Below are 19,962 nucleotides of genomic sequence, written 5' to 3'. Positions count from 1 at the left end.
GGTTTACCTATTGTACGAAAGGGAATTTTATTATTATCGCATACATAAAGGAGGAATCAGCATGAAACGAATCGCAATGACAGGACTATTAATTGGGGCATGTCTGATTCCGGTGACGGCCTTTGGTGCGACGAACGTCTCTTATCAAAAAGGGATGGTTCAAAACAAACAGCTTGGTTATACCGTCAAGGCGACAGAAACGCTGAAGAAAGCAATCGCGCAAGACAAAGTCGAGCTGATCAAAAACAAGACGGTCAAGACGAAGTACGGTACCGTGACACGAAGCGGAACGTTTTCGCTCTACTATAAGGTGAAGGGAAAAGATCAGTTGCTCGTCAACTTGAACTACGAACCGAAGAAACTGTCGAAAAAACAGTTCGACCGTCAAGTCGGGTACGGCACGTATCTTGGGACGAAGGGCAATAAAACGTACTATTATGTCCAACCGACGGAAGCCGTTAAAGGTGCGGTCGGGAACAAAACAATCGAACGCTTGATCACATACCACGTTCCGCGGATGATGAAAACATTTAAACTGCAGTAAGCATTAGCTTTTGCTAGTGCTTCTTTTAGTGGTTCGCTATAGTAAAGGTTGAGGTGAAGAGAGATGGAATTTACAGTAACGAAAGTCTTACAAACGACAGATGTCTTGCAACTTGAGAAATGTGTCAACGATCATGATGGAATTGAATTGAAGGTGGCGGCAGATTATGTCGGCGAGAATGATTTTGCTGTCTACGACGGCTCAAAATTGATTGGCTACCTGCAAGCCTTCGCGTATCTACCGACAGAATGGGAAGTCAACGTCTTCGTTGATCCCGATTACCGGCAGCAAGGGATTTTTAAATTGCTCGTCGAAACGGCGGCTGGCGTAGCGCGCGAAACGGGCGCGGAAGCCTTTACGTTCGTCATTGATGATGCAAGTCAATCCGGTAAAGCAGTCTTGGGCAAGCTTGGGGCAGAGTACCGGATGACGGAATACAATATGGTGCTGAAAAAAGCGCAATTGTTCTTAAAAGCAGATCCTGATTTCGAATTACGCGAAGCGACGGCATCGGACCGTCCGTTCATCGTCGAGACGCTCGGACAGTCGTTCGGAAATACAGCGGACGAGGCAGAAGCGATTTATCAAGCGATTGAGACAGAGGATCGCGTCACGTATGTCGGTGTCACGAACGGTCTGCCGGTCGGTGTCGTCCGTGCATATTTAGCATCCGAGACACAAGCGAGCATCCATGCGTTCGCCGTTCGTCCGGAAGCGCAGGGCAATGGCTACGGGAAGAAGATGTTGAAACTGATGGTCCAAGCGATGTTCCGGACAGGTCGGACGCAGCTTGAACTCGATGTCGAGACGGATAACGCCCGCGCACTGGATCTCTATAAAGATGCTGGGTTCGTCGTCGGTCGCGGTTATCAGTTCCACGTGCTTGAATTATAAGAAGGTTGAACGAAAGTCCACGGGAGTGGGCTTGTTTATGTAATCGTTATAAAAGGCATAGGCGTTTGGGTCTTACTACTCTTTTAAAAAATAGGATGTCGTATCCTATCGTCCGTTGGCGCGCTTTCCTCGGGCGGAACGCAAGCCGCGATCGACTTGCAGCCGACCGGGTCTTGCCTGTTCCTGACGGAAGGGACGAGCCCTTCCTTTTCCCGTAGGAGTCGCGCCCGGACGACGGAAACTGTTTTGTTAGGAATCCAGTGATAAGGAGAGAAGGAAACCACGTAAAAAAATAAGTTCATAATCTAAAGGAAGTCTGAAACCTCTCCCGTGTTTTGTCGTATACTAGACATATGGAAAAATAGAGGAGGCGACGACATGAATGATCGACAGGAATCATTACGGACGTTGAAGTGGGTGTCAGGTGGTTTAGAGGCCATCCTCGGGATTCCGTTTCTCGGTGGATTGATTGTTCTCGGGTCAGGGTATAACGCGTTATGGTTGATGCTTGCGTTCCACATCGTAGTTGTGGTGTTGACGGCACGGGCCGGCAACGTCTCAAAAGGGAACATCGTCGGAATCGTCGCGTCAACAGTCGGTGTCATTCCGGTCGTCGGGATGTTGTTGCACATCGCAGCGGCGATCACGATTTTACTCGACGCGGCATTCGGGAACCGGATCATCACGCGGACACACGTCGAGCGGGTCGAACCGATTCGTCCCCGTCCGGTCCGGAAAGAACAGGAGAAACAGGAAGATCATCCGTTTTGAGCACTTTTGATTGACAGTGAAATCCGAGCCGTGTAAAGTAAAGACCAAGTTAAGCCATATCAAACAAATCAACGACGCGGAGTAAGTACCGTCAACACTGCCGACAAAGCGAGTCAGGAAAGGTGAGAGCCTGACGCGGTAAGCTGATTAGGGAATGGACCGCTGAGAGCCTGTTGAACGATTGCAGTAGACAGGACGGTTGCCCCCGTTACAGGGCTAGCTGGTTGTTGGACCAGCGACAAGAGGAGACATTTGTCTCAACTAGAGGTGGCACCGCGCGGATACAGGCGTCCTCTATGCAGCAGCTTTTGCTATGCATAGAGGACGTCTTTTGTTTTACGTCAAGGAACGCCGAATCATCCAACGCACATTATCTTTAGGAGGAATTTTTTATGAAAAAGACATTGATCGCGGCGGCAAGCACGGCGTTCCTACTCGCAGGATGCTCGACGACAGACACAGAACAGGCAGCACCAAACGAAAACGAAAAGAAAGTCCTGCACACGATGGAAAGTTATGATCTCCTGTCGGTTGACCCGGCAGATGCGATCACGTCGAACATCTTCAACCAGATTTATGAAGGACTGTACCGCTTCGATGAAAACAATGAACTCGTCCCGGCAGCTGCCGCGTCACACAGCGTATCGGAAGACGGTAAAGTCTATACGTTTAAGCTTGACCCGACGGCGAAATGGTCTGACGGAAAACCCGTTACGGCAGAAAACTTCCGCTATGCCTATGAGCGCGTCATCGAGACGAACTCACCGTTTGCGTACTTGCTTGAGCCCGTCAAAGAAACGAAAGTCATCGACGACGAAACGTTACAAATCGAACTGAAACGGCCGACGCCGTACTTCCTCAGCATGACGACGTTCGGGACGTACATGCCGGTCCGTGAAGATATCGTTGAAGCACAAGGCGACAAGTTCGGGACGGATCCTGAGACGAATGTCTACAATGGACCGTTCACGTTCAAGAAGTATCAAGCGGAGCAAGGCTACACGCTCGCGAAAAATGCTGACTACGCCGACCAAAAACAAGTCAAGATTGACGAAGTCGACGTCAAAATCATCAAGGACCCGATGCTTGCGATCAACTTGTTTGAAACAGGCGAACTCGATGTCGCACCGCTCAACTCGGAAAACGTCATCAACTATAAAGATAAAAAAGAGTACAACACGTTCAGTGATTCACGGATGTTCTTCATCCGGATGAATCAAAAAACGGATGCTTTGAAAGACAAGCAGACCCGCCAAGCGATTGACGCTGCTTATAATAAAGAAGCGTTGACGGAAACGTTACTCGGAAACGGTTCGTTACCGGCCGATTATATCGTCCCGCAAGAGCTTGACCCGCAGTACGATAAAACACGTCAAATCACGTCATCATTCGACGAAGCGAAAGCGAAGAAAGTCCTCGAACCGCAAAATCTAGAATTGACGATGATCATCGAGGACGATGACGTCTCGAAAAAAATTGGGGAGTATATCCAAGGAACGTTGAAGCGTCAAAACGTCGACGTTAAACTCTTGCCACTGCCGAAGAAGGAACGTCTTGCCCGTGAAGGACGAGGGGACTACGATTTATCACTCGCGAGCTGGGCACCGGACTATCAAGACGCGACGACATACTTGAACTTGTTCATGACGGGAAATCCGTTCAACATGATGGATTACTCGAACAAAAAATATGACCGTCTCTTGCAACAGGCAGAAAAAGAACTCGATCAAAATAAACGGTTGGAACTGTTGAGTCAGGCTGAATCGCTGTTACTCGACGATCAAGCGATTTCGCCGGTCTACCAACGCAAAAACGCCTTCTTGCAAAACACGGAAGTCACGCACCTCGCCCGACACAACGTCGGGACAGACATCTCGTATAAGTACGTTGAAATTGATCGTAAGTAAAACATCAGCCGTTCGCCTTGTCATGTTCAGATGACAAAGCGGACGGTTTTTTTGTTTCAGGAAGAGTTTTTCTAAACGGGTATTGTCATGTTGCGCTTCCTTACCTCGACGCGTCTTCCAAGCGGCAATCTTCCGCATCGTTTCACTGCAGGGTTGCGACTGATTGATGTTAGCGGTTTAAAGCGATTCAAGACGGAATGTGTTCTAAACCGTCTGGATGACTGGATTTCCGTCACGCTATTCCCTAAAAAGCGTCACGTTTCGTTGACTCCTACGGGGAAAAGTGCGTTTTTAACGCACTTTCAGAGGCAGGTAAGCCGTTGCTCATTGTCCGTGAGGATCAAGGAGCAACGGCTTGCGCCTCGCCCGAGGAAAGCAACGAAAAAAAGACGCTCGTTATTACCTGATGTTCCTTTGTCTACACGCTGCTGTACTAATTTGTCGTTGGCATAAATCAAATTATTATTTTGTGACAAGTAAATCATTTAACTGACTTTGAAATCAGGTCAATTCTATTAAAGCGTTCTCATGTCTTGCCGATAAGGAGAATGTTGAGAAAAGAATCAGGAAGGGAAGTTACGGATATGAGCAAGTTACGTAGCAATTTAAAGATTCGGTTATTTGTATGGGTTCTCTTGATTTCAATCATTACAGGCGGAATTTCTGCCCAGCTGACATTATTCCTCTCGCGTGGAGTCGACGTCGCGGAAAATCAGGCGATTTTATTTGGAGCGGGTATCGGATTAGTCTTGTCGATTCTCGGATCACTGTTGATTCAATTGATTCTCCGTCAGCCGATCAAAGCAATCGAAAAAGCGACACAAACGGCACGCGAAGTCGCGAACGGGAACTTTGATGTGGATTTCGAAGAAGCGAAGCGTGGTGACGAAGTCGATCAATTGATGCATGAACTTGAAGTGATGGTAGTACATATCCGCAAGCAAGCGACACAGATGGGCAGCTCAAGCGATAAGCTGACGGCATCAGCCCAGGAAATTGCGGCAGCTGTCCAGGAAGGCAACGCGTCAGGTGAAAGCATCCGGACTGCAATGGCGGAGCTGTCGACGAAGATGAACGAAAACGTCGATCAAGCCTACCTCTCGATGGATGCACTCGGTACGGTCAAACGAACGATGGATGAAGTCGCAAAGGAAATGAATGAAGCTTTGAAATCAGCGACTGTCATGCAGGCAGAAGCTGAAAACGGTAAGACACTCGCGACGGATTCCGTTGAAGCGATGCATATGATTTCTAGTAAGATGGAACAATCCGCGACACTGAACGGGCGTTTGACGGATATGACAGGTGAAATTTCACGAATCACGGACGTCATCAGTGACATTTCAGCACAGACGAACTTACTCAGTTTGAATGCCTCGATCGAAGCAGCACGTGCCGGAGAAGCCGGTCGCGGTTTCGCCGTTGTTGCGGCGGAAGTCAAGAAGCTTGCTGAACAAACAGCGACGTCAGCAAAAGAAATCACCGACTTGATTTCTGGTGTGAAACGTCTCGTCAACGATACAGCGAATGCAATGACGGACGTCCAAAAAGAAGTCGCGACCGGTGTCGGACTCGTCGAACAAGCAGGGTCGTCATTCGAAGAGATTCACCATTCGACAGAACATGTTTATTCACGCGTTAAATCCGTCGATCAACTTGTCGTAAAATCGGACAAAGAAATCGATCAAGTCGGTTTGACGACGGCGAATATCCTGGCGATGGTCGAAGAAGCGTCAAAACATGCAGAACAAGTTTTACAAGCTTCAAGCCATCAGGCAGCATCACTCAGTGAAGTCAACGGTGCGATGGAAGAGTTGGTCGCAGTCGCAGAACAATTGCAGGAAGAAACAGGAGCAACGCGTCTCTAATATAAGAATCGCAGGCGGAAGTCCCGTCTGCGATTTTTCTTTTGAATTTTTTTTATTTTTTTTGAGAGAAACTGTTAAACATTTCGGCACGGCGACGATATATAGAGTGGAAGCAGTCATCGACTACAACCACCGCGCTACTCTTGGGCCGGCCAGGGGGCGCATCTCGGCGAAGATGGATCTTCAAAGAGACAAAAAAAATTATTCCTATGGAGGGAAACTACGAATGATTATCAATCATAACTTAAACTCAATGAACGCACATCGTAACATGACAGCGAACACTGCTAACTCAGGAAAATCTATGGAGAAACTTTCTTCAGGACTTCGCATTAACCGTGCGGGCGACGATGCTGCTGGTCTTGCAATCTCTGAGAAAATGCGTGGACAAATTCGTGGTCTTGATCAAGCTTCACGTAACGCACAGGATGGAATTTCATTAATTCAAACAGCTGAGGGTGCTTTAAATGAAACGCATTCAATTCTTCAACGTATGCGTGAACTTTCTGTACAATCTTCAAACGATACAAATACGGACGCAGATCGTGCGGAACTTCAAAAAGAAGTTACTGAATTGACTAGTGAAGTGTCAAGAATTGCAAACAATACTGAATTTAACACTAAAAAATTAATGGATGGTAGCCGAGTTGCTTCATCAGGAGTAGCAGCATCAACTGGTGTTTCTGCTATCCCAGCAACTGAAGGTCTTAAGTTCCATATCGGTGCTAATACTGGACAAAATATCACTCTAGAAATCGGTAACATGACAGCATCTGGTCTTTCAGTTGCAGCTGTCAATATCGCTACGCAATCAGGTGCTAATTCAGCTATTACAACAATTAACACTGCGATTGAAACAGTATCTTCTGAACGTTCAAAACTTGGTGCAACACAAAATCGACTTGAACATACAATCAATAATTTAAATGTTGGAGCTGAAAATCTTCAAGCGGCTGAATCACGTATTCGTGACGTTGACATGGCTAAAGAGATGATGAGCTTTACTAAAAATAACATCTTGAACCAAGCAGCACAGGCAATGCTTGCTCAGGCCAATCAACAGCCGCAGGCTGTACTCCAATTATTACGTTAATCTTGGAGTAGCTTAAAAAAGGGAACAGACAAATTGTCTGTTCCCTTTTTAAATAACTTTAAGACTGTATCGAAAATATATCAAATAGAATGTATACTAAAAATTAAATAAGCTTTTAATAATTATAAAATATTCAAATGGGGACATAAAAATGAACTATAACGATGTATTACATGAACTAAAAAATATTGAAAAACAAATAATAAATTTTTCGGAATATAGTTCTCCAGAAGTTATAAATGAAATTTTAGAACTAATTCAAGTGTTTGGATTTAAAATAAATTCTAGTGGTATAAGAACAAAACAGGATATTTCACAACTTCAAGCTATGAAACTTGAAAATTCTAGTGTATTTTTGAACGTATTACACGATAATCTATGTTTGCTGATAACGGAATATGAAAAACTAGTGTTTTTTGAAAATGAGAGTAATTTAGTTGTTCCCTTTGAATATCTAGGTAATTACATGGCTTTAGTAAAAGATGAGAATCAAAATCATTATTTTATAAATGAAACATTTGAAGAATGTAAGAAAGTTGTAGAAAGAATCCATAAGGAAACGGAAGCCGTAATACTTATAGGATATGGAGGCGGTATCCTACATGCAATGTTATTAAAAGATTATAATGTATTGACTGTAGATCCGTTTTCTATAGTTACTAAAAATAAATCTGAGTTTGTTTTCGAAAATTTAAATCAAAGAAACAAGAAGTCTCTTCATCAAAAACTAGATACATTCATAGGAATAAAGACGGAAGTGATTATTCATCCATTGTACGTACATTCAGAAAAAGTCATTGAAGTTTTAATCTCTATAAGAAATCTTCTTCAAGAAGATAATATTAACTTAAATACTCGTGTTTTATATACTGAAAAATGGTATAAGGAAACTTTTTTAAATGCTATATATTTGAATAATAATACTCACAAAGTATTTGATATCGAATTACTTAAAGGTAAATACAAAGGAAGCTCTGGTTTGATGATTGCAGGTGGACCATCTCTTGAGGAGTGTTTACCGTACCTTCAAAAGGCACAATACTCACATTACATTATAGCTATTGGTCAAACTGTAAAAGTTCTACTTAAAAATAATATAACTCCGGATTTTGTGATTTCAATTGACGCAGGAGAGGCAAATGCTTTTTTTTTCAAAGATATACAACTCAAGGTACCGCTTGTATATTCATTGCAAGTGAATCATCAGATACCTAAACATTCAGAAGGATTACTTATTCCTTATGCCGATGCAGCATTAACACATGAGCTACTTTCATATTCATTTACTAGATTTGATTCAGCTCCAACAGTTGCTATTTCTGCAGTAAAATTTATGAATTTTTTAGGATTTGATAAGATTGGATTAATTGGTCAGGATTTGTGTCTTAGAGAAGGAGAATATTATAGTTCTTCTGTAAAAGAAGTTTCGTCAAATAATGGACAGTTTGATAAAAAACTTTATAATATAACATTAAATAACGGAGAAATTGGAAAAACAACACAAGTTCTCACTAATTTTTTAAAAAGTTATGAGTCTCTACTAGATAATTATCCTGATTTAAAATTAAAGTTAGTAAACTATGCTGAAAAAGGAGCAAAAATTGGATCGATTCCGTATCAATCAATCGAAACGATTAAAATGACACCTATAAAAAAACAAATACTAGATAAAAAATCAATGCAAACTTCTATTGATATACCAATAGAATATGTAAAAGATATTTTTTATGATGCAAATATAAATATAAAAAAGGTCAGTCAATTCATACAAAAATTTTCAAATAAAAAAGCAATCACAATAAAAGAATTTGAGAAAATACTTAGATATTGGGATCTTATGATAGAATCGCCTAATTTTAGAACGCATATAATGCCTCTTCAACTGGTAAATCTATTGATAATTCAAAATAAAATAAAGCTACATAATAGATGTCGAACATCAAATGACATGAGATTAATTATTTTAAATTTGATGTTGCGAATGACTAACCGATTAATTGAGCAGATTAACGATTTAACTTCAATTAACGTTAAGGAATTAGGTACAGATGCTGATTGACAATTAAATATAAGTACATCAAGAAATTTAATCATATTTTCAAAAATGGAAAAATAATATATATATTACTTTAATTGGAAGGGAATAATAGTATGTTCAAAAATCAAACGATTTTAATAACGGGAGGAACAGGTTCATTTGGCAAAAAGTTTGTTTCTGCCATATTAAAGCAAGGTGTAAAAAAAGTTATAGTTTTTAGCCGAGATGAATTGAAACAGTATGAAATGGCACAAGAATATACAGATTCACGCATTCGTTTTTTTATTGGTGATGTCAGAGACAAAGAGCGACTTTATCGGGCTTTTGATGGTGTCGACATCGTTATTCATGCGGCTGCAATGAAGCATGTCGGAGCATGTGAATATAACCCATTTGAAGCGGTCAAGACAAATATTCATGGTGCACAGAATATTATTGAGGCAGCTATCGATTGTGGCGTCAAGAAAGTAATCGCATTGAGTACCGATAAAGCGGCTAGTCCGATCAACCTCTATGGCGCGACGAAATTAGCATCGGATAAATTATTTGTTGCTGGAAACTCGTATGCAGGTGATAAAGAAACCCGTTTTGCGGTCGTTCGCTATGGCAACGTAGTTGGAAGTCGAGGGAGCGTCGTCCCATTTTTTAAAAAACTGAAGCAAGAAGGTACTACAGTCATTCCCGTTACAGATGAGCGCATGACTCGATTCTGGATCACATTGGAAAAAGGCGTGCAGTTCGTCATCGATAGTCTGGATCGAATGAAAGGCGGCGAAATCTTCATTCCGAAAATCCCAAGTATGAATATCCTTGATTTAGCTAAAGCAGTCGCACCTGAGTGTGACATTGAAATTGTCGGAATCCGACCAGGTGAGAAATTGCATGAAGCGATGATTACAGAGGATGATGCACGGCATACGTTAGAGTATGATGATCATTTTGTCATTCAGCCAGAGTTTCCTTGGTGGAGCAATGAACACTCAAATGGGGGGGGATCGCTAGAAGAAGGATTCACATACGTCAGTAATGTGAATGAACAGTGGCTCACGGTAGAGGAACTAAGAGAATTAATCAAAGATTGAAGATGATGCGGGACTGGGTTTATTGAGAGTGAAAGGAAGTTTACATTGAATGATCAACCTGTGAGAGATACTTTTTTACCATATGGTAAACAGTGGATTGAAGACGATGATATCGAAGCAGTAGTCGACGTATTAAAGGGTGACTTCTTAACGACTGGTCCAGCCGTTGCAGAATTCGAACAAGCAGTTGCTCGTTACGTCGGTGCAAAATATGCCGTTTCGTTTTCAAATGGAACGGCAGCGCTTCATGGAGCATGTTTTGCGGCAGAAATTGAAGAGGGTGATGAAGTCATCACGACGCCAATGACATTTGCAGCTAGTGCGAATTGTGTCTTATATCAAAAGGGAATTCCAGTTTTCGCAGATGTCGATGACGCAACCTATAATATCGATCCTGCTCAAATCGAGCAGTTGATAACGCCGAAGACGAAAGCCATCATTCCTGTTCATTTTACAGGGCAACCGACCGCATTGCAGGAAATCCATCGTCTAGCGGAAATGTACAATTTAACCGTAATTGAAGATGCTGCCCATGCTCTAGGTGCGAAGTATAGTGGAGAGCGCATCGGTGGATTGAGTGATATGACGATGTTTAGTTTTCATCCTGTAAAGCACATTACCTCAGGAGAAGGCGGTATCATTACGACGAATAGTGAGGTTTATTATCAGAAATTACTACAGTTTCGCACTCATGGGATTACTAAAAATAGTGACCAACTTATAGATATCCACGGACCATGGTATTATGAAATGCAGTTTTTAGGATTCAATTACCGAATGACGGATATTCAAGCAGTTCTAGGTACGAGTCAGCTCAAAAAAATTGAACGCTTCATAGATCGACGCAAACAATATGTCGGGCTATACAATCAAGCATTTCAAGATATTCCTGAAATTGAGATACCGTATCAGCATCCGGATGGAGAATCGAGTTGGCATCTCTATATCATTCGACTCAATTTAGAGAAGCTCACAGCGACTAGAAAAGAAATTTTCGAGGCATTGATAAAAGAAAACATCGGTGTAAATGTTCATTATATTCCTGTTCACTGGATGCCATATTATCAGGAATTGGGATATTCAAAAGGAATCTGTCCGAATGCTGAACAGTTATACGAAGAAATCATCACACTTCCTCTTTTTCCTGCGATGACAACAGAGGATGCACACGATGTGATTGATGCAGTAACAAAAGTCATGAATCGATATAGGAAGTGACGAAAATCAATGAAGACTGTGGCAATAATTCAAGCAAGGATGGGATCAACGCGATTACCCGGTAAAGTAATGAAGCAATTAAAGGGGAAAAGCGTACTTCACCATGTAATCGAACGAGTTAAGCAAGCAAAAATGATTGACGAAATTGTTGTAGCGACTACGACGCTTGAAGAGGATGATATTCTTGCGGAAAAGGCGAAGCAGTATGGAGTTCGTGTGTTTCGAGGGAGTTCAGAAAATGTGTTGAGTCGCTATTACGCAGCTGCAAAAGAAAGTAAAGCAGATGTCGTGATAAGAATCACATCTGATTGTCCTCTGATTGATCCAAAAATTATTGATAAAGTTATTACTCATTATTTAAATTATGAAGTTGATATTGTAACGAATGCAGGTAATTCAAATGATGAAAGAACTTTCCCTAGAGGCCTTGATATAGAAGTTTTTTCATTTAAAGTATTAAAACTTGCGTTTATGAATGCTACTGAAAGTTTTCAACTAGAACATGTAACACCTTATATTTATAAAAATAGTAATCATGCATATTTTTACAAAAATAAAATAGATTACTCAAAGTATCGTTGGACTTTAGATACTACAGAAGACTACAAATTTATGGAAACTATCTATGAGAAGCTTTATAGTAACAAGCATAACTTTTATTTTCAAGATATAGTAGATATATTGGAGGCTAATCCCGGTATAGCTTTGATTAATGAACACATAGAACAAAAAAAAATCAATAATTAAATCAGAAGCTCTTTAATAGCTGAGGTAAATACATGAATATAAGTTTTAGAGTAGATTCATCAACGGAAATTGGAATTGGTCATGTAATGAGATGTTTAACGCTTGCTGATGAAATGAGAAAGTATAATATTAAGTCTTCTTTTATATGTCGAGAATTAGAAGGAAATATAATAAAAACCATTAAACAAAAGGGATATGAGGTTTTTGTATTGCCATTCGAAGAGACTCATATATATATAAAAAAAAATATGTTTTCTTCTGAAGAATATAACTTTTTTTGGGAACGTGATTTAAAACAAACGATCAGTGTTCTAAAAAGCTGCAAAAGAAATGATTGGTTAGTAATAGATCATTACGGATTAGAGGCAAGATGGGAAAAATCAATACAAAATTATGTAAATAAAATTTTAGTTATAGATGATTTAGCAAATAGAAATCATGACTGTGATGTATTAATCGATTCAGCTTATGATGAAGTTGGAGAGAGATATAAAGAACTATTATCTGATCGGACGATAGGTCTTTTCGGAATTAATTACGTAATGTTAAGATCTCAATTTACAAAATTCAAAAAAAAATGTTTTTCTAATGGTAAAAAAATAGATATTCATCTTTTTTTTGGAGGAAACGATACAAATAATTATACAACTAGATTCAGTGAATTACTTCTTGAAAATTTCCAGGATATTTATATAAATGCAGTAGTAGGTGAAAACAACTTATTTAATTATGATTTGAATCGAATAAAAAATAAGTATCATGAACGTTTTGTTTGGGAACAGAATATTTTCAATATGGCTGAACACATGTCTAAATGTAATCTTGCAATAGGAGCGGCAGGTACAACTACATGGGAAAGATCTTGTATAGGATTACCAGCGGCATATTTAATAACTTCTTCTAATCAAAAAAAAATACTGGAAAATTTAGCAGAAAAAGAATTTTGCGTATTGTTAGGAGACGCTAGAAGTATAACTGATGAAGAGTTTATTTTTTTAATTGATAATTTCTTGCGCGATAAGCAAAAACTAGAGCGTATTTTTTATAATGGGGTAAATAATATTGATGGCTTCGGTGTGAAACGTACTATTGATATACTTTTATCGTAGAAAGGATGAGCCGTGTGAAGTTTTATTTATCCTATAATAACGTTAAATTAATTCCTTATGAAAAAGAACACGATAAAAAAACAGTTCGGTGGCTTAATGATCAAGAAACAATGAAGCAATTTGGATTGACACGAGAAGTTACAAAAGATAAACATCGAGACTGGATTGATCACTTACATGATACATATGTATGGGCGATTTACGATATTGAAACGTCGATACATTGTGGAAATATACTTTTATTTATTAACTCTAAACATCAATCTGCTTTTTTTCAAATTTATATTGGAGACGAAACATCACGTGGAAAAGGAATTGCAAAATCTGCACTATATCTTATCTTAGATTTTTCGTTCCACCAATTGAATCTTAATAGAGTTTGGTTGCACGTATTTCCAAATAACACTAAAGCTATATCTATATATGAGAAAATCGGTTTTTTAAAAGAAGGAGTTGAAAGAGAATCTCACTTTTTTAACGGTGAGTTTAAAGATCAACTTAGATATTCATTATTAAAAACAGAATGGCGAAAAAAAAGTGAGGTATTATCTTTATGAAATGTGCAATTATGCAACCAACTTATATTCCTTGGTTGGGATATTTTTCGATGATTGATCGAGTAGACAATTTCGTTTTTTTAGATGATGTTCAATTAGTAAAAAGAAGTTGGCAAGTACGAAATAAGATTAAAAATGGTAATAATGAATTAATGTTATCGATTCCAATAAAAAAAACAACAGAAGAAAAAAAAATAATAAATGAAACTATTTGTAATGATGAATTAAATTGGAAAGAATCTCACTTAAAATCTATTCAATACAGTTATTCTAAATCTTTATATTATAACGAGGTGATTTCATTTCTTACAAAAATATACGAGAAAAAACATAAAAATTTATCCGAATTCAATATTGAATTGATTTCTTGTATCTGTAAGCGTATTGGAATAAGTACTTCTTTACAAAAATCTTCTTCCATACTAACAAAATATGGTGCAAAAGATTTACTTCTTTCTACAATTTGTGTAGCGATTGGTTCGGGATACTACTTATCGGCTAAAGGTTCAGCTCATTACATAGAAGCTAATAGTCCAGGTGGAGAATTTACTAAACAATCTGTCGAAGTTTACTATCACATGTATAATCATCCTATTTATAGTCAGTTAGGAAAGAGTTTCATTTCACATTTGGGAATTTTAGATTTACTTTTTAATGAAGGATTCTCGAATGCACTCCATATCATACGAAGTGGGAACCAAGATGATATGTCTTATCATGAATATCGAAAAATTTTAACAAAGGATGATGACGAATGTACATATCAGCATTTGAAATAAGTAAAGATAAAACATTCATTATTGCGGAGATATCAGCGAATCATGGAAATAATATTGAGATTGCTAAGAAAACAATCAAAGCTGCGAAAGATGCAGGTGCAGACGCAATAAAGTTGCAAACATACACTGCTGATACTATTACTATCGAATGTTACAAAGATTATTTTAAATTAAATAATGGATCTATTTGGGATGGTATGTATTTATATGATTTATATAAAGAAGCGTATACTCCTTGGGAATGGCATGAGGAATTAATAACATATGCAAATGAATTAGATATTATTTGTTTTTCAAGTCCGTTCGACTTTTCTGCTGTTGATTTATTGGAAAAACTAAACGTACCTGCCTATAAGATTGCATCATTTGAAATTACTGACATTCCATTAATTGAATATATAGCTTTAAAAGGTAAACCAATACTTATTTCGATCGGCATTGCTACTATTAGTGATATAAATGATGCTGTGGAAGCTTGTAAAAGAATGGGGAATAATCAAATTATATTATTGCAATGTACATCTGAATATCCAGCAAAAATCGAAGACGCGAACCTGTTAACGATACCAAACATGAAAGAGACCTTCGGTGTAGAAGTTGGATTATCTGACCATACGCTAGGAATTACAGTCCCTATAGTAGCAGTAACGTTAGGTGCTAAGGTCATTGAGAAACACTTCATTTTGGACAAAGCAATTGGTGGACCGGATGCAAGTTTTTCTCTTGAACCTACAGAGTTCAAAGCTATGGTAGACGCGGTACGAGAAGCTGAAAAGTCGCTAGGACATGTCGATTATCGACTTACAGAGAAGAAAATAAAGAGTCGAGAATTCGCACGGTCCTTATTTGTTGTGAAAGACATTAAAGCAGGCGAAATTTTGACTTCTGATCATGTCAAATCTATCCGACCAGGTCATGGCTTAGCACCAAAACATATTCAGTCTATACTTGGAAAAGTAGTAAGAACGGATATTGAACGAGGAACACCGGTCCATTGGGACTTAATTGAATGATCCATCTGGTCTTGGGGAGGCGATGATAAGTCGTCTCTCTTTTTCTTGAAAAGTATAAGAAACGTGAGAAGGTTAAAACATATTGATTATTGGTCGATATAAGAAGTGAGAACAAAACATGTGAAGGAGAAGCCTATGAATCCGACATTATCTGAAGTCAGACTTCACTTACCTTCTTCTGTCTTGCCGTACGAACAAACCAAAAATGTTTTTGTAGAGGCAAATCAAGAACGACTTGCTGATGAAGGTATCGTCGTCTTGCCAACTCCTCAACACATAACAAAACTAGAGACGGCAGTAGAGAAGGCGAATATTATACTGGAGCAACAGCGAACGGGATTGAAATTCGTGAAACATGAAAAGTTAAACGATTACTACATTCAAATCGTCGATTCCCATAACGAAGTGATTCGAGAAATCCCTAGCAAGAAGTCACTGGATTTTTTTGCGGCTTTTATGGAATTTAATCAATTGTTTGATAAACGCGTTTAAAGGAGGAAAATGATGACATCACCTATTCGATTTGGCGGGTTAGCCAGTGGTATTGATACAGATAGTGTAATTAAACAGCTAATGCAGGCAGAACGAGTACCAGTCGATCGCCTCGAACAAAAAAAACAGGTCACTGAATGGAAACGAGATGCGTACCGTGAAATCAACCGGTCACTTTTAACGTTACGTAGCGCTGCGGTTGATTTAATGTTCAGTCGAAATTTTTATGCGAAAACTGCGACTTCTTCTGATGAAGCACGGGCTACCGTCGTAAGTGGACCCTCTAGTGGGAACACAGCAATCGCGATTCAATCCGTCAGTCAATTAGCGACTTCACCATCTCATGTGACAGAAGTGCGTAGTGGAGGAAACTTGGTCACGAATGCGACAGCAGTCTCGTCGCTCGGACTGGATGTCGGGCAACGAAGCCAGACATTATCTACTACCGCAAAAGAAGTAACATTAAAGCCGATTCCGAATGCTGCGCCAACATTTAAAGATAAAGACGGGAATGCACTGACGCTCGCACATACATATGATGTTGCGACTGGAAAAATTACTTTCGATGATGGGGTGGTCGTTCCTGACGGGGCTAAAGTCTATTACGAAGCAGGCTATCAAATTCAACTCCGCAACAAAGTAGGCGGTGAATTGCAGACGGTCTTCCTTAATCAGAATGCGACGTTTAAGGATGCTGTGACGGCTTTGAACGGAACGACGACCGGGGTCAGTGCATTCTTTGATGAAACATCAGGTAAGATTTCGATTACTGGAAAATCAACAGGTTCGACATCTGTTATTGAATTTGAAGGTAACGCGGAGAAGTTGCTATTCAACTTAGCAACAAACAAAACAGGTGGAGATGCCTTAATCAATGTTAACGGAATTGATTTGACGAAAAGTTCAAATACGTTCACGATTGACAATATGACAATCACGCTCAAATCTACATTTACAGACGGTAAAGCAGTTAATCTCTCTTCAGCGACCGATACTCAGAAAATTTTTGACAATATCAAAGGTTTTGTCGATAAATATAATGCTTCGATTGACTTGATGAATAAAAAGACACGAGAAGAACGTTTCCGTACCTTTACACCCCTTACTCAAGCGCAGCGAGAAGAACTGTCAGAAGATGAAATCAAGAAGTGGGAAGAAAAAGCTATGAGTGGGATGTTAAGAAGCGATACGATTATCCGAGGTTCGATGGATAATCTTCGGAGTAAATGGTCTTCTTCTTCAGCAACTACGAATAGTCCAGAAGCCAGTCATTTGTATCAAATCGGTCTGGCGACAGGGTCTGACTTTACAAATGGTGGAAAGATTGAGCTCGATGAAGAAAAGCTTAAAGCAGCAATCGACCGTAACCCCGAAGAAGTCTATCAACTCTTTACTGATTCGGAAAATGGCTTATTGTCTCAAATTCGTGATACAGCAGGAGACGCGAGGACCAGTATCACACGGATTTCTGGATATGAAGGTGCAGGATCGCCGACTTATTCAATGGGTCGTGAAATGACAGAAATCGATTCTCGAATCAAGCGATTAAACAATTTATTAGCAGATAAAGAGAATTCGTATTACCGACGGTTTGCAGCAATGGAAAAAGCGATGAATCAAGCGAATAGTCAATCTGCATCGCTAGCTTCCTATTTAGGACAATAAGGAGAGAAACTGATGAACCCATACGCAACGTATCAAACGAATTCAGTGACGACGGCCTTACCCCAAGACTTGACGCTCATGTTGTATGAAGGATTGATCAAGTTCTCGATGCTTGCGAAACGGGCAATCGAACAAGGCTTGATTGAACAAAAGAATACGAACGTCCAAAAGGCTCAAGCAATCATTAGTGAGTTGCAACTGACACTTAATCAATCGATAGGCTTATCGAAGGATTTGAATGTTCTTTATGATTTTATGCAGAGTCGCTTGATTGACGCAAATATCAAGAACGATGTCGTTGCAATCGACGAAGTGATTGGGTTTGCGGAAGAGTTCCGTGAAACGTGGAAAGAAGCGATGAAGCTCGCCCGTCAGCGATGAGTCCACTTGATCCGCTTCGCCTAAAGACGAAACACTTGATGGACTTGCTTGAGCAGACACCGGAAGAAGAAGTCTATGATGAATGGCTCAGCAAGATTCAAAACTTGCTGAATGAACGGGAAGCGTTCATTGCCGCTCATTCGAACTTACTTGCCGGCGCCAACCAAGCGGTCATTCAAGAACTCGTCGCCGAAAGTCGGAAACTGGACTTGAAATTATCTGAAGAAACCGCTAAATTAGGGGTACAAATCAATCAACTCCGACAGACGAAAGTCAGTCGGAAATCGTATGTCGATCCGTACGAAGAAGTGGAAGGTAGTTTTTCACCATATTTTGATTCTCGTCAGTAACTTTCTTATTTTAGGGAGGGGTCTTGCGTGACTAAACGTGAAGAGAAAAAACGTACCGTACCAAAACCGTTTTACCGCTCGGATGGTTCATATGATCAATTCATCGAACCGGACGTCGAGTCGGAGTCATGGGAAGAGGCGGAACGTCCGATTTCTGACGAACCCGACGCCTATGAAGAAGAAAAATATCGACGTGAGTCGTAAGCAGGAGGGTATCCGTGATGGATGCCCTCTTCTCATGCAAAAGCCACCTCGTTCGCCTGCGCACAATAGCAGAAGCGAACGAGGTGGCTTTTGTTAACGTTGAATCGTCAGGTTAGACGCGGTGCTGTTCCCGGTACAGTTCCCAATGTTCCCGCGCATCTTTTTTGATGCGATCAGAAATCTTTTGACTTTGGAAGATGAGGCTGTACCATTGTTTGGCATCATCCGTCCGCTCAAGGCTCGCATACAGATCGGCAATCCGTAACAATAAAACATCATGCGGAATCCCCGTCCGGACAGCATCCGTATAATTGAGATAAAGTGCCTCGTACTTTTCGACAGACCGTTCCATCCAAAGCGACTCTTGGTCCTTGTCTTCGAGCAACCGATTTAACCAGGCGATCCTTATCCCGAGCATTGCCTGGATGCTTTCCTTTTGCTTCGTTACCTGAGCGGTGTAGAGACAGAGTTTATAAAGCTGTAACGCCTGCTCCATTGTCCGTTCTGTCTTCGAAAATGGTAAGGCAGGGAGTGCTGGTAGGATGTTCGCCGCAAGGGCCTCACGGGCATCTGGACGGAGTTTCTCAAATGCTTCGTGGAAGATGAAATGACAATGCTCGCATTGGACAGGTTCGTAATAATAAACATTCGGTCCTTGATAATGAATGAACCCATCCAAGTCTGTTTTTTCAATTCGGATATGTCGACTTAGAACACGTTTTGTCTCCGTTTCCTTTAAACAATAAAGACACTTGCACTTTTTTGAATAGATTTCGGCCATGGCGCTGGCTCCTTTTGATTATGGAATTTACACGAATACATTGACGAGCATGCCTTTGATTTCCCCGACTTGATCGAGAATGTCGAGACGGCGCGATTCACCGGAGATGACGGTGTTTGTCAGCTCGAGCAGTTTCGCATCGACTTGCTCAACGACCTTGTAGATTTTCGTCCGTCCACGGCGATTGAAACCGCGTTTTTCTTCAAGTTGTTGCGATTGATCGAGGGCATCTTTTAAGAAGTCCTTAATTTTCTCTTTGTAGCTCTCAAGGTTCTCGATCGTCTGACTCTCGGCGAGCAGTTGTCCGTGTTCTTCGACGAGCGTCAACTTTTGTTGGAGCCGTTCGTACCCTTTATGTTCGCGTTTGTCCTGCATTAACGCAGAAAATGTCGTCGACGCCTCGACCTCGCGTGGTCCGGTCTTTGGTGTCTGTAAGCGGCTCGCTTCTTGGATGCGCCGGATGTCCATA

General features: G+C 40.5%; 21 protein-coding genes and 1 other annotated feature. Of the genes, 19 read left to right on the top strand and 2 right to left on the bottom strand.

Annotation, left to right across the window (positions count from 1 at the left end):
• Positions 1–61: 61 nt before the first annotated feature.
• The 19 genes from AC0VYQ_RS12560 to AC0VYQ_RS12470 all read left to right on the top strand — a co-directional run bounded on the left by AC0VYQ_RS12560 (position 62) and on the right by AC0VYQ_RS12470 (position 18,712).
• Entirely contained in the window at positions 62–544 is a 483-nt protein-coding gene (locus AC0VYQ_RS12560; protein ID WP_475403681.1) for a hypothetical protein, read from the top strand.
• Positions 545–607: 63 nt separating this feature from the next.
• Positions 608–1,438 (top strand): GNAT family N-acetyltransferase, encoded by an 831-nt coding sequence (locus tag AC0VYQ_RS12555; protein ID WP_475403680.1) that lies wholly within the window; start codon positions 608–610, stop codon positions 1,436–1,438.
• Positions 1,439–1,816: 378 nt separating this feature from the next.
• On the top strand, positions 1,817–2,209 hold the full coding sequence (locus AC0VYQ_RS12550) for a hypothetical protein (protein ID WP_475403679.1): 393 nt from the start codon (positions 1,817–1,819) through the stop codon (positions 2,207–2,209).
• A gap of 62 nt (positions 2,210–2,271) precedes the next feature.
• Positions 2,272–2,507: a binding site (T-box leader), on the top strand.
• Positions 2,508–2,601: 94 nt separating this feature from the next.
• Positions 2,602–4,116 carry an ABC transporter substrate-binding protein gene (locus AC0VYQ_RS12545; protein WP_475403678.1) on the top strand — a complete coding sequence of 505 codons (1,515 nt, stop codon included), beginning with the start codon at positions 2,602–2,604 and terminating at the stop codon, positions 4,114–4,116.
• 584 nt (positions 4,117–4,700) lie between these two features.
• Positions 4,701–5,984 (top strand): methyl-accepting chemotaxis protein, encoded by a 1,284-nt coding sequence (locus AC0VYQ_RS12540; RefSeq protein ID WP_475403677.1) that lies wholly within the window; start codon positions 4,701–4,703, stop codon positions 5,982–5,984.
• A gap of 226 nt (positions 5,985–6,210) precedes the next feature.
• Entirely contained in the window at positions 6,211–7,077 is an 867-nt protein-coding gene (locus tag AC0VYQ_RS12535; RefSeq protein ID WP_475403676.1) for a flagellin N-terminal helical domain-containing protein, read from the top strand.
• A 151-nt stretch (positions 7,078–7,228) separates the two neighbouring features.
• Positions 7,229–9,136, top strand: coding sequence for a motility associated factor glycosyltransferase family protein (locus AC0VYQ_RS12530; protein ID WP_475403675.1), 1,908 nt, complete (start codon positions 7,229–7,231; stop codon positions 9,134–9,136).
• A 92-nt stretch (positions 9,137–9,228) separates the two neighbouring features.
• Positions 9,229–10,197 (top strand): UDP-N-acetylglucosamine 4,6-dehydratase (inverting), encoded by a 969-nt coding sequence (pseB, locus tag AC0VYQ_RS12525; RefSeq protein WP_475403674.1) that lies wholly within the window; start codon positions 9,229–9,231, stop codon positions 10,195–10,197.
• Positions 10,198–10,242: 45 nt separating this feature from the next.
• Positions 10,243–11,415 (top strand): UDP-4-amino-4,6-dideoxy-N-acetyl-beta-L-altrosamine transaminase, encoded by a 1,173-nt coding sequence (gene pseC / locus AC0VYQ_RS12520; protein WP_475403673.1) that lies wholly within the window; start codon positions 10,243–10,245, stop codon positions 11,413–11,415.
• A gap of 9 nt (positions 11,416–11,424) precedes the next feature.
• On the top strand, positions 11,425–12,162 hold the full coding sequence (locus AC0VYQ_RS12515; protein ID WP_475403672.1) for a cytidylyltransferase domain-containing protein: 738 nt from the start codon (positions 11,425–11,427) through the stop codon (positions 12,160–12,162).
• Positions 12,163–12,194: 32 nt separating this feature from the next.
• Complete coding sequence (gene pseG, locus AC0VYQ_RS12510) at positions 12,195–13,271, top strand: UDP-2,4-diacetamido-2,4,6-trideoxy-beta-L-altropyranose hydrolase (RefSeq protein ID WP_475403671.1); 1,077 nt, start codon at positions 12,195–12,197, stop codon at positions 13,269–13,271.
• Positions 13,272–13,285: 14 nt separating this feature from the next.
• The gene (locus AC0VYQ_RS12505) at positions 13,286–13,828 is read left to right on the top strand and encodes a GNAT family N-acetyltransferase (RefSeq protein WP_475403670.1); all 543 of its coding nucleotides are present in this window, start codon (positions 13,286–13,288) and stop codon (positions 13,826–13,828) included.
• The gene (locus tag AC0VYQ_RS12500; RefSeq protein ID WP_475403669.1) at positions 13,825–14,607 is read left to right on the top strand and encodes a WbqC family protein; all 783 of its coding nucleotides are present in this window, start codon (positions 13,825–13,827) and stop codon (positions 14,605–14,607) included. The genes AC0VYQ_RS12505 and AC0VYQ_RS12500 overlap by 4 nt, the downstream gene beginning before the upstream one ends.
• Positions 14,583–15,620, top strand: coding sequence for a pseudaminic acid synthase (gene pseI / locus AC0VYQ_RS12495; protein WP_475403668.1), 1,038 nt, complete (start codon positions 14,583–14,585; stop codon positions 15,618–15,620). Before AC0VYQ_RS12500 ends, pseI begins: the two co-directional genes overlap by 25 nt.
• A 135-nt stretch (positions 15,621–15,755) precedes the next feature.
• Positions 15,756–16,112, top strand: a complete 357-nt coding sequence (locus AC0VYQ_RS12490; protein WP_475403667.1) for a flagellar protein FlaG — start codon at positions 15,756–15,758, stop codon at positions 16,110–16,112.
• Between the two features lie 12 nt (positions 16,113–16,124).
• Positions 16,125–17,777, top strand: coding sequence for a flagellar filament capping protein FliD (gene fliD / locus AC0VYQ_RS12485; protein ID WP_475403666.1), 1,653 nt, complete (start codon positions 16,125–16,127; stop codon positions 17,775–17,777).
• A gap of 9 nt (positions 17,778–17,786) precedes the next feature.
• Entirely contained in the window at positions 17,787–18,158 is a 372-nt protein-coding gene (fliS, locus tag AC0VYQ_RS12480; RefSeq protein ID WP_475404758.1) for a flagellar export chaperone FliS, read from the top strand.
• A complete protein-coding gene (locus tag AC0VYQ_RS12475) occupies positions 18,122–18,508 on the top strand; it encodes a hypothetical protein (protein ID WP_475403665.1) in 387 nt (128 codons plus the stop codon). The genes fliS and AC0VYQ_RS12475 overlap by 37 nt, the downstream gene beginning before the upstream one ends.
• Before the next feature lie 27 nt (positions 18,509–18,535).
• A complete protein-coding gene (locus AC0VYQ_RS12470) occupies positions 18,536–18,712 on the top strand; it encodes a hypothetical protein (RefSeq protein WP_475403664.1) in 177 nt (58 codons plus the stop codon).
• Between the two features lie 112 nt (positions 18,713–18,824).
• Here AC0VYQ_RS12470 and AC0VYQ_RS12465 read toward each other — a convergent pair whose 3' ends face one another.
• Positions 18,825–19,493, bottom strand: coding sequence for a DUF2225 domain-containing protein (locus AC0VYQ_RS12465; RefSeq protein ID WP_475403663.1), 669 nt, complete (start codon positions 19,491–19,493; stop codon positions 18,825–18,827).
• Between the two features lie 27 nt (positions 19,494–19,520).
• Entirely contained in the window at positions 19,521–19,961 is a 441-nt protein-coding gene (locus tag AC0VYQ_RS12460; RefSeq protein ID WP_475403662.1) for a YaaR family protein, read from the bottom strand.
• Position 19,962 lies beyond the last annotated feature (1 nt).

This window comes from Exiguobacterium sp. QJM3NY_9 (genome assembly GCF_056173545.1).
The sequence above is the reverse complement of the archived record's forward strand: the minus strand, read 5'-3'. Positions and strand labels throughout refer to the sequence as shown.